Source organism: Actinoplanes sp. NPDC051411 (genome assembly GCF_040682075.1).
GTDB lineage: Bacteria > Actinomycetota > Actinomycetes > Mycobacteriales > Micromonosporaceae > Actinoplanes.
Genome location: NZ_JBFBAD010000233.1, coordinates 1 through 8,898, shown reverse-complemented (window position 1 = coordinate 8,898; position 8,898 = coordinate 1). Strand labels below are relative to the sequence as shown.

Annotated in this window: 9 protein-coding genes; 3 read left to right on the top strand and 6 right to left on the bottom strand. The window is 72.2% G+C overall.

Annotated elements, in window-relative coordinates:
- On the bottom strand, positions 1-726 hold a 726-nt coding region (locus tag AB0M88_RS52030), incomplete at its 3' end, for an ATP-binding cassette domain-containing protein (RefSeq protein ID WP_364115675.1).
- 163 nt (positions 727-889) lie between these two features.
- Here AB0M88_RS52030 and AB0M88_RS52025 point away from each other — a divergent pair.
- Together AB0M88_RS52025 and AB0M88_RS52020 are read left to right on the top strand one after the other, a co-directional pair.
- The gene (locus AB0M88_RS52025) at positions 890-1,276 is read left to right on the top strand and encodes a hypothetical protein (protein ID WP_364115672.1); all 387 of its coding nucleotides are present in this window, start codon (positions 890-892) and stop codon (positions 1,274-1,276) included.
- 26 nt (positions 1,277-1,302) lie between these two features.
- Positions 1,303-2,085 (top strand): hypothetical protein, encoded by a 783-nt coding sequence (locus tag AB0M88_RS52020; protein ID WP_364115669.1) that lies wholly within the window; start codon positions 1,303-1,305, stop codon positions 2,083-2,085.
- Here the strand turns inward: AB0M88_RS52020 and AB0M88_RS52015 are convergent.
- The 5 genes from AB0M88_RS52015 to AB0M88_RS51995 form a co-directional block, all read right to left on the bottom strand.
- A complete protein-coding gene (locus AB0M88_RS52015) occupies positions 2,040-3,476 on the bottom strand; it encodes a lyase family protein (protein ID WP_364115666.1) in 1,437 nt (478 codons plus the stop codon). The genes AB0M88_RS52020 and AB0M88_RS52015 overlap by 46 nt on opposite strands.
- Entirely contained in the window at positions 3,473-5,419 is a 1,947-nt protein-coding gene (locus AB0M88_RS52010) for an FAD/NAD(P)-binding protein (protein WP_364115663.1), read from the bottom strand. The genes AB0M88_RS52015 and AB0M88_RS52010 overlap by 4 nt, the downstream gene beginning before the upstream one ends.
- Positions 5,420-5,491: 72 nt before the next feature.
- Positions 5,492-6,598: a hypothetical protein gene (locus AB0M88_RS52005; protein WP_364115660.1), complete on the bottom strand. Its 1,107-nt coding sequence runs from the start codon at positions 6,596-6,598 to the stop codon at positions 5,492-5,494.
- 51 nt (positions 6,599-6,649) lie between these two features.
- A complete protein-coding gene (locus AB0M88_RS52000; protein ID WP_364115657.1) occupies positions 6,650-7,132 on the bottom strand; it encodes a hypothetical protein in 483 nt (160 codons plus the stop codon).
- A gap of 10 nt (positions 7,133-7,142) precedes the next feature.
- Positions 7,143-7,580 carry an ester cyclase gene (locus tag AB0M88_RS51995; protein ID WP_364115654.1) on the bottom strand — a complete coding sequence of 146 codons (438 nt, stop codon included), beginning with the start codon at positions 7,578-7,580 and terminating at the stop codon, positions 7,143-7,145.
- A 177-nt stretch (positions 7,581-7,757) separates the two neighbouring features.
- Between AB0M88_RS51995 and AB0M88_RS51990 the strand changes: the two genes are divergently transcribed.
- Positions 7,758-8,579 carry an LLM class flavin-dependent oxidoreductase gene (locus AB0M88_RS51990; protein WP_364115652.1) on the top strand — a complete coding sequence of 274 codons (822 nt, stop codon included), beginning with the start codon at positions 7,758-7,760 and terminating at the stop codon, positions 8,577-8,579.
- Positions 8,580-8,898 lie beyond the last annotated feature (319 nt).

Below are 8,898 nucleotides of genomic sequence, written 5' to 3'. Positions count from 1 at the left end.
CCTCGACGCGACCCTCACAGCGGCCGGACACGCCCGTGCGGGCCTGCCCGGCATGTCCTTGCGGCCCTGCGCCACGACGGCGCCCCGGCCCACCACGACCAGCTCGTCGGCGACCACCTCGACCTCGTGAAGCAGGTGCGAGGAGAGCAGCACGCTGCCGCCGCGGTCGGCGAAATTGCGCAGCAGGCCGCGCATCCAGTGGATGCCTGCCGGGTCGAGGCCGTTAGCCGGCTCGTCGAGGATGAGCACCTGCGGGTCACCGAGCAGTGCGTGCCCGATGCCGAGCCGCTGGCGCATGCCGAGCGAGTAGCCGCCGGTGCGCCGACCGGCTTCTTCCGCGGTGAGACCGACCATCTCGAGGATCTCGTCGACCCGCTTCTCCGGAATGCCCATGACGGTCGCTCCCAGGTGCAGGATCTCCCGCCCGGTGCGGCCGGCGTGCTGGGCCGACGCGTCCAGCAGCACACCGGCGTGCCGCCCCGGTTCGGGCAGCCGCCGGAAGTCGAGACCCAGCACCGTGGACTTGCCGGCGGTCGGCGGCGTGAGACCGACCATCATCCGCATGGTCGTCGACTTGCCGGCGCCGTTCGGGCCGAGAAAGCCGGTGATCGAGCCCCAGCGCACGGCAAAGTTCACATCGTTGACGGCCACGTGTTTGCCGTAGCGCTTGGTCAGGCCGGCGACCTCGATCGCGTACTCGCTCGAGCCTTCTCGTTCGATGCTCATGTCCTCAACCTAGGCCGCGCCGCCGCCCCTGTAGTCCACGCGCGAGAGGACCGGTGCTACGCAAATTCGCGTACACGCGTTGCCGCACCATACGGACGCCATGAGAGCCGGTACCGACCAGACTTGGAGCAACCTGAACGACCACCGAAGGAGACTCCCTGCCATGGCCAGCAACGGCTCTCTGACAACGCCGCGTCTAGCACTCGGGATCAGCCTGCTCGTGGCCGGTCTCGGCATTCTGATCCAGTACCTGGTCGGCGTGCCCGGCTTCCCCAAGATCCCGCCGGGTCCCATCATTCTGGGCGTGGCTGGAGTCCTCGTACTCGCCTTTCCGCGCTACCGTTGGTTGCTGTTCATCGGCCTGCTCGCGGCCCTGTTCGTCACCGTGGGTGGCCTGATCGAGGGCTCGGTCTGGGGCCGGCTCGGCGACCCGGGGAAGTTCGACGTGTGGATCGGCGTCTTCCTGCAGTGGGTGGGTCAGGCGGCGGCCCTGGTCAGCGCCGTCATGGCGCTCACTCGGGAGTACCGCAAGACGCCGGCCCTGCGCTGACGAGCTCCGAGCCTCCGGGGGAAATCATGACGACGACGACACGGCACCGCATTTCGCTCAGCGGCCTGGTTCGGCGCGAACGGCCGCGGGTCGAGACCCTCGCGTACGCAATCGGCGGTTTTCTCATGCTGTCCGGCGTCGTCCACTTCGTGGTTTTCCTGGTCGACGACTCGCCGTGGGAGGGCCCCGTTTCGTGGCGCAAACCGACCACCTTCGGGCTCTCCTTCGGCATCACCCTGATCACCATCGCATGGATCTCCTCCAAGCTGATCATGAGTCCGCGGATGCGGGCCTGGGTGCTCGGCATCTTCGCCGCTGACTGTGTCCTGGAGGTCGCCGGCATCACCATCCAGGCCTGGCGCCGGGTTCCGTCACACTTCAACACCGAGACGTCGTTCGACTCGCGGATCGCGATGAGCCTCGCCTTCGGCGGTGCGGTTCTGGTGATCACACTGAGCACCCTCGCCGTCCCGGCGTTGCGGGGCCGGGTCCGTGGCGGACGTGATCTCCGGCTCGCCATGCGCGTGGGCTTCGCCCTGCTGATCCTCGCGCTCGGCTCCGGGGTCGTCATGATCGTCAAGGGCACCACCCTGGTCCGGGAGAGCCACCCCGAGCAGGCCTATGAGACCGCCGGCTTCCTCAAACCGGTGCACGGCGTCACGCTGCACGCGGTGCTGGTGCTGCCGCTGGTGGCCGAGGTGGCCCGGTTGCTGGGCTGGTCCGAGCGGCGGCGGTACCAGGCGGTCGCGGTCGCTTCCGGTCTCTATCTGGCCGCCACCGCGGTCGCGCTCTGGCTGTCACTGAGCTGACCCGGAGCCTCGTCGCCGAGCCCTTGCAGAGCCCGGTCGACCAGGGCGCAGGCCGCGCCCAGGTAGTCGCCGGGCTCGAACAGGCCGCGCAGCGTCGCGGCGTCGACCCGGCCGGCGAGTTCGGGCGCGGCCAGCAGCTCGTCCTGGACGCTCCGGCCCGACGCGGCGGCCGCGCTCACCCGGCCCATCAGCGCCTTGGCCGTCGCCTTGCCGAGCAGCGGGGTCAGCTCGGCCGCCACCCGCTCCGCGCAGATCAGACCGCCGGTCAGAGCGAGGTTGGCCCGCATCCGCGCGACGTCCGGCCGCAGACCCTCGACCAGCTCGGCGGCGGTCGCCACCGCTCCCCCGGTGAGCCGCAGCAGCTCCCGCAACGGCTGCCATTCCGCGTGCCAGGCGCCGGCCGGCCGCTCATCCTCGGCCAGCATCGCCTGGGCCAGCACACCGGCGAGTGGGCCGGTCTGGAGCGCGGCCGAGATGACCAGGGTGGATAGTGCCGGGTTGCGCTTCTGCGGCATCGCTGACGAGGTGCCGCGCCCCTCAGCCGCCGGCTCGCTCACCTCACCGACCTCGGTGCGCGCCAGCGAGCGGACATCCACCGCGATTTTCCCGACCACGCCGGTGGCGACGGCAAGGACCGCGCCGAGGGTGGCGATCGGTGTCCGGTCGGTGTGCCACGGAAGCACCGGCACGGCCAGACCGGTGCGCCGTGCGAAGATCCGGACCAGGCTTTCAGCGTACGTTCCGGGGTCGCCCTCGGATGACGCGTAGGCCAGATAGCCCGCCAGCGTGCCGGCCGCGCCGCCGAGCTGCACCGGGAGTGTCCCCCGCAGGTGCCGCAACCCATCCGCCGACCGCCGGGCGGCCTGGGCCCAGCCCGCCGCCTTGAGGCCGAAGGTGATCGGCACGGCGTGCTGGGTGAGGGTGCGCCCGGGCATCGGGGTGTCGCGGTGCTCCGCGGCCAGCCGGGCCGCTGCCGCCGCGACCCGGCGCATCGCCCGCTCGGTCTCCTCGAGGCACCGGGCGGCGATCAGCATGGTGCCGGTGTCCAGGACGTCCTGGCTGGTGGAGCCACGGTGCACGTAGTCCGCGGCGGCCGGTTCGGCCGCCGCCACCAGCGCGGTGAACCGCTGCACCAGCGTGACGACCGGGTTGGCCGCGCCCCGGGCGGCCACCGCGAGGGCGGCGATGTCGAACCGGTCGGCCACCGCCGCCGCGGCGATCACCTGGACCGCCCCGGCGGGCACCGAGCCGAGCTCGGCCTGCGAGCTCACCAACGCCACCTCGGCGTCGAGCATGGCCTGGAGCCAGGCCCGATCGGAGGTGAGGGCCTGGACCGGGGTGCCCGCCCAGACCGGCGCCAGCAGTCCCAGGTCCGCGTCGTCGTACGTCACCGCAGTGATCCTTCCGTCGCGCCGACGGCGGCACCGACCGGCGCCTCGTCCCGGTGGTCGCCGACGATCAGCCGGGCGATCGCGTCGGCATCGCCGAGCGTGACCGAGTTGCTGCCTGGGCGGACGCCGGCCGCGGTGGCCCAGTGGACCGACTCCGTGGGCACGCCGAACGCGAATCGGCGCGGGTGCGCGGCTCCGGACCCGTCGATGATCCGGTACGGACGCCGGGTGACCGCCAGGCCCGGCGTCTCGTAGCGGCCCGGCTGCCCGTCGGCGATCACGTACGGCCGGGCCTGCGCCGCCGCGAACATCCGCCGCAGCAGCGGGTCGGCGGCGCGGCGGACGTCCGGCTCCCCGAGGCGGGCCTCGATCAGCGCGTTGACCGTTATCCGGGAGCGGCGGACGGCCGGCGACATGACCTCGAAGCCGCGTCGCCCGCGGCCGTGCTCCACCCGTACGCAGGGTCCGACGATGTCGAGGATCCCGGCCCGGATCAGGGCCAGGGCCTCTTCGACACGGCGCAGCGGCGGCCCGATGGACAGGAAGGCGTTCGCCGGGGTGAACCAGCCGTCCAGATCCTCCCGGTGTGAGCGGCCGGTCAGACCACCGTGGTCGACCAGCAGCCGCACCTCGTTGCGGAGATCGCGGAGCACGTCGACGGCCGCCTTGACCGGACTGCTCAGGTTGCCCAGGCGGGCCTGCGCGATGTCCCGCTTCAGGTAGCCGGCGAGCCAGGAGCGGAACTCGCCCGGCCCGGCGAAAACCTGTCCGCCGGCCGGGTTCAATATCCTCGCCCAGTCCCAATGCTCCCGGTCGGCGAACCCCCAGCGGCGCAGCAGCACCCGCTGAGCGCCGGCGGTCGTCTCCAGCGCGAGAAACGCCGCGGCGAAAGCGGCGACGTCACCCTCGGCGGCCCGGCGGCCCAGCAGCGTGCGGTAGTAGACCAGCTCCACCTCGCGGGCGAGCAGTGGCCAGACGTCCCGTCGGAAGTCCAGGCCGCCGTTGCTCGCGCCGTACGCGTTGAGCCGGGCGATCGTGGCCGGCGTCAGCAGCCGGGGTTCGTGCCGCCCGAAGGCGCCCTTCTCGTTCTCGCCCCGGGCATGGTAGGGCACGCCCCGCCGGGAACCCGCGTAGATCCGCGGCTCGGCCCCGGACGGCAGATAGTGCAACTCGCCGTCGCGCCGCTCGAAACGCCCGCCCCGCCGGGCCGAGAGCAGCCCGAGGTAGTCGAAGAAGCAGAGGCCGAGGCCGCGCAGGAACACCGGCTCGCCCGGCCGGACGAAGGACATTTCCGCGTCGGCCGGGTTGGCCGGCGGCAGATAACGCAGGCCCCGGGCCCGGGAGAAGCGATGCAGGGCAGCCTCCTCACTGGTGGCCGCCGACGGGACGTGGCCCTGCGCGAAGACGACCGCGTCCACGCCCTCGATGACGTGGCCGTCGCTGAGCAGCACCCGCTGACGGTGGTCAGAGCCGTGGTCGGCCACGTCGACGACCTGCCGGGCATACGTGAAGGTCCGCACCCCACCGGGGGCGTTGCGGACCACCGTGTCGAACACCCACCGCAGGTAGCAGCCGTAGAACGCGCGGGTCGGATAGGAGTCCGGTCCCAACGAGCCGGCCTCCCGCCGGACCCAGTCGGCCCATCCGGACGGATCGGGCAGCACGTGCCGGCGGCCCCAGTCGAACAGGCTCGGCCCGGGCAGAACCGGGCCGTCCATCTCCACCGTCTCGTCGGTGAACATCGTGACCTGGGAGGCGACGGTGTTCATCAGCAGTTCCCGGTCTTGGTCGGTGCGCCACACCTTGCCCGCCCCGGGTGGGTACGGATCGACCACATGCAGCTCGACCTGCCGGTCACCGGCGTTGGCGCAGATCCGTTCGAGCACCGCCAGGCCGCGCGGACCGGCACCGACGATGCAGACGCGTGCGAGTCGCTCGCTCACCCCTCGTCCTTTCACCACACACGGGTACGTGCCGGCGGCCGAGCCGGCAGCCGGCCCGTACCGGTAGTGGCATCAAGCCAGCGCCATGCTGTATCCGCCGCCGGCCACGACGTGCCGCACCCCGCTGATCCCGCGGACCTCCACCGGACGGGAGCGGTTGTCGGTCGTGCCGTCGCCGAGCTGGCCGGCGTCGTTGAGGCCCCAGGCCTTCAGGGTCCCGTCGGTGAGCAATGCAATGGTGTGGCCGCCCGGTCCGAACTCGTTCCGCCCGCCGCCACCGGCGATCGCCGACACGTCGGTCAGGCCTTCGACCTGGCGCGGCACGTTCCGATTGTCACCGGTGCCGTCGCCCAGCTGGCCGCTGTCGTTGTTTCCCCAGGACCAGACCGTGCCGTCCTGGGCCAGGGCCAGGCTATGGAAGTAGCCGCCGATGAACGTCCGCAGCTCGACACCGTCCAGGCCCTTGACCCGTACGGGCGAGACCCGGGTCTCGTTCGAGCCGTCACCGACCTGACCGCGGTCGTTGCGGCCCCAGGCCCAGAGCGTCCCGTCGGCCGTACGGGCCAGGGTGTGCCCGCCACCGCCGCACACCTCGACCACGTCGGCCAGGTCGACCCGGACCGGCTCGAGACGGGTCTGGGTGGTGCCGTCGCCCAGCCCGCCGAACAGGTTGTGGCCCCAGGTCCATACCGAGCCGTCGGTGCGCAGCGCGACGCTGTGCCCGCCGCCCCACGCCACCGCGGCCACATCGTTCAGACCCTTGACCTTGATCGGCCGGGAACGGTTCTCGGTCGTCCCGTCACCCAGGTCGCCGCGGCCGTTGTGCCCCCAGGCCCACACCGTCCCGTCCTTGGCCAGGGCGAGTGTGTGCCCGCCTCCGCCGGACAGGGTGGCCACGTCGTCGAGGCCGTCGATCCGAAGCGGTGTGTCCCGGTTCTCGTTGGTGCCGTCGCCCACCTGGCCGTGGTCGTTGCGGCCCCAGGCCCACACCGAGCCGTCGGTGCGCAGGACGACACCGTGCCCGCCGCCCCCGACGACCGAGACGACATCGTCCAGGCCGCCGATCGGGGTCGGCGTCAGGCGCGGGTTCGTCGTGCCGTCGCACTGTTGCTTGAACGCGTTGTCACCCCAGCTGTAGACCGTGCCGGTGACCACGAGAGCCGTCGAGTGCAGTGTCATCTAGCCCAACTCCTGTTCTGCCGCGAAGGATTACGGGGATTGCCGCGCCGGTCAGCCGGCGTACGCGAGGCCGAGCGCGATCGCCTCGCGCAGGTCGGTCACGAGGTGGTCGGCCCCGGCCGAATGCAGCCCGTCGAGGGTCGCGCCCGGCGCTTCGGCCACATGGAGTGCGGCCACCACGACATCGGTCTCGGCGCGGGCCCAGGCGGTCTGGTCCGCGCCGGCGACGACCACCAGGGTCGCGAGGGGGCCGTAGGTCTCGGTCGCCCGCCGGCGCGCGAGGCCGACCAACTGGGCCGGGTCGGCGGTGTCGGAGCCGTACGCTCCGACGCTGAAATCGAGGTAGCGGTCGAGTCCGGCGGTGGTGACCCGGGCCCGGGCCCGGGCCTCGGGCTCGGGAGTGACGAGCGCGAGCACGGTGTCGCCGCCGTGCCGCAGCGCGGCGAGAACCTCGGCGGCGTCGGGCGTGCGTTCCGTCCCGTCCGCGGTAAGCAGCACGCCGTCGGTGGCGAAGAGCATCAGAGCGCGTGTCATGGACTGCCTTTCAGGTCCAGCTGCCGGAGGCGACCGGCCGCAGGAGGCCGAGGTCGTGAAGCAGCCGCGCGATGTCGTCCGCGAGCCAGGACTCGGCGATCCGCCCGTCAACCAGCCGGTGCACGTCGGTGCCGTGTACGGCGAAGCCGCGGCCGCTCGCCGGCATGCCCATCAGCGAGCCGCGGTGCGTGCCGGTGGCGATATAGCGGCAGGCGACCAGGTCGCCCTCGGCGATCGTCGCCTCGACGGTGAGGTGGTAGTCGGGAAAGGCCGAGCGCCATTGGCGTACGGCCATCTTGAACGCCTCCGGACCGGCCGGTACCGACAGGCCGGTCTTGTGCAGGCTGTAGTCGGGCGTGAGGTACTCGGGCACCGAGACCAACTGCCCCGTGTTGACGATGTTCTCGACGACGTACCGGACCAGTTCGCTGCCGTCCTGCACGGGCACCCCCTTCATTGGACGTCCAACCCGGAGCCAACGTTCGCGGAACCGCTTCCTCGCGTCGTGAGGCTGCCGTCCCACCCGAGGAGGGAACTTGGACCCGGGAAGTCCACGGGGCGTGCCGCTGCTGCCGCCCGCGCGCCATGATGCACGTGGCCGACCGATACGTTGAGGAGACACATCATGACTGATCGCGCGTTCCGCTTCGGACTCGTCGCGGGGCAGGCCCGGGACATCCCGAGCTTCACCGGCCTCGCCCGGCGTGCCGAGGAGCTGGGCCTGGACACCGTCGTGACCCCGGATCCGCTCGGCGACCTCGACCCGCTCACCGCTCTCGGCATCGTCGCCTCCGCCACGACGAGACTCCGCTTCGGAACGTTCGTGCTCGCCGAGCCGCTGCGCGCCCGGGGCTCGCTGATCTGGCAGGCGCGAACCCTGCAGACGCTCTCCGGCGGCCGGTTCGAGCTGGGTCTCGGCCTGGGCCGGCCGGACAACCAGCGCAAGGCGGCGGAGCTCGGCCGGACGTTCGGCACCGCCGGTCAACGCCTGAGTGACCTGGCCGAGACGATCGCCGAGATCAAGCAGATGGACGACCGTCCGCGTCTGCTGCTCGCCTCCGGCAGCGGCCCGAAGATGTCGGCGCTGGCCGCCCGCGAGGCCGACATCGTGACCCTCACCTGGGCGCCGACCACCACTGAGGAGCAGGCCGGCGAGGCCATCGACCGGTTCCGGGAGCTGGCCGGGGAACGGGTCGGTGAAATCGAATTGAACATCAATCTGATCTCGGTCGGCGACCAGCCGGCGCCGTGGGTGGAGAAGTTCATCGGCGTGTCCACCGCCGAGCTGGCCGCCTCGGGTGCGGTCACCGTGCTGCCCGGCGGCCCGGCCGCGGGCGCCGACCGGTTGCGCCGCTGGCGAGAGAAGTGGGGAGTGTCCTATGTGACGGTCAACGCGGCGTTCGCCGAGCCGTTCGCCGCGATCACCAGGGAGTTGTCCGGCGACTGACTCTCCCGGTCCCTGTGGGACTCTCCGCCGGGGACGGCCGGGAACTCCCGCCCGGTCGTCCCGCGGCTATCGCCAGGGCCGCCCGCAGCGGCGAGCCTGAGAGCGAGATCCGGCCATGGAGGAGAGATCCGATGATCGTCAACCGACGAACCCTGTTGCGTACCGCGCTCGCCACATCCGCCGTCGCCGCCGGGCTGGCGCCGCCCGCGGTCGCGGGGGCGGCCCGGGGCGCCCGGGTTGGGGGGGGGGGCGGGGGCGGGGTGGGGGGCGGGGTGGGGGCCGGGGCGCGCCCGGACCCGGTGGGGGCCCCCCCGCCGAC

Bases quoted from the DNA above. Each gene is read 5' to 3' on its own strand.
- AB0M88_RS52025 (WP_364115672.1), top strand. From the start codon at position 890: ATGGCCAGCAACGGCTCTCTGACAACGCCGCGTCTAGCACTCGGGATC.
- AB0M88_RS52000 (WP_364115657.1), bottom strand. From the start codon at position 7,132: ATGACACGCGCTCTGATGCTCTTCGCCACCGACGGCGTGCTGCTTACC.
- AB0M88_RS51990 (WP_364115652.1), top strand. From the start codon at position 7,758: ATGACTGATCGCGCGTTCCGCTTCGGACTCGTCGCGGGGCAGGCCCGG.
- AB0M88_RS52005 (WP_364115660.1), bottom strand. From the start codon at position 6,598: ATGACACTGCACTCGACGGCTCTCGTGGTCACCGGCACGGTCTACAGC.
- AB0M88_RS52020 (WP_364115669.1), top strand. From the start codon at position 1,303: ATGACGACGACGACACGGCACCGCATTTCGCTCAGCGGCCTGGTTCGG.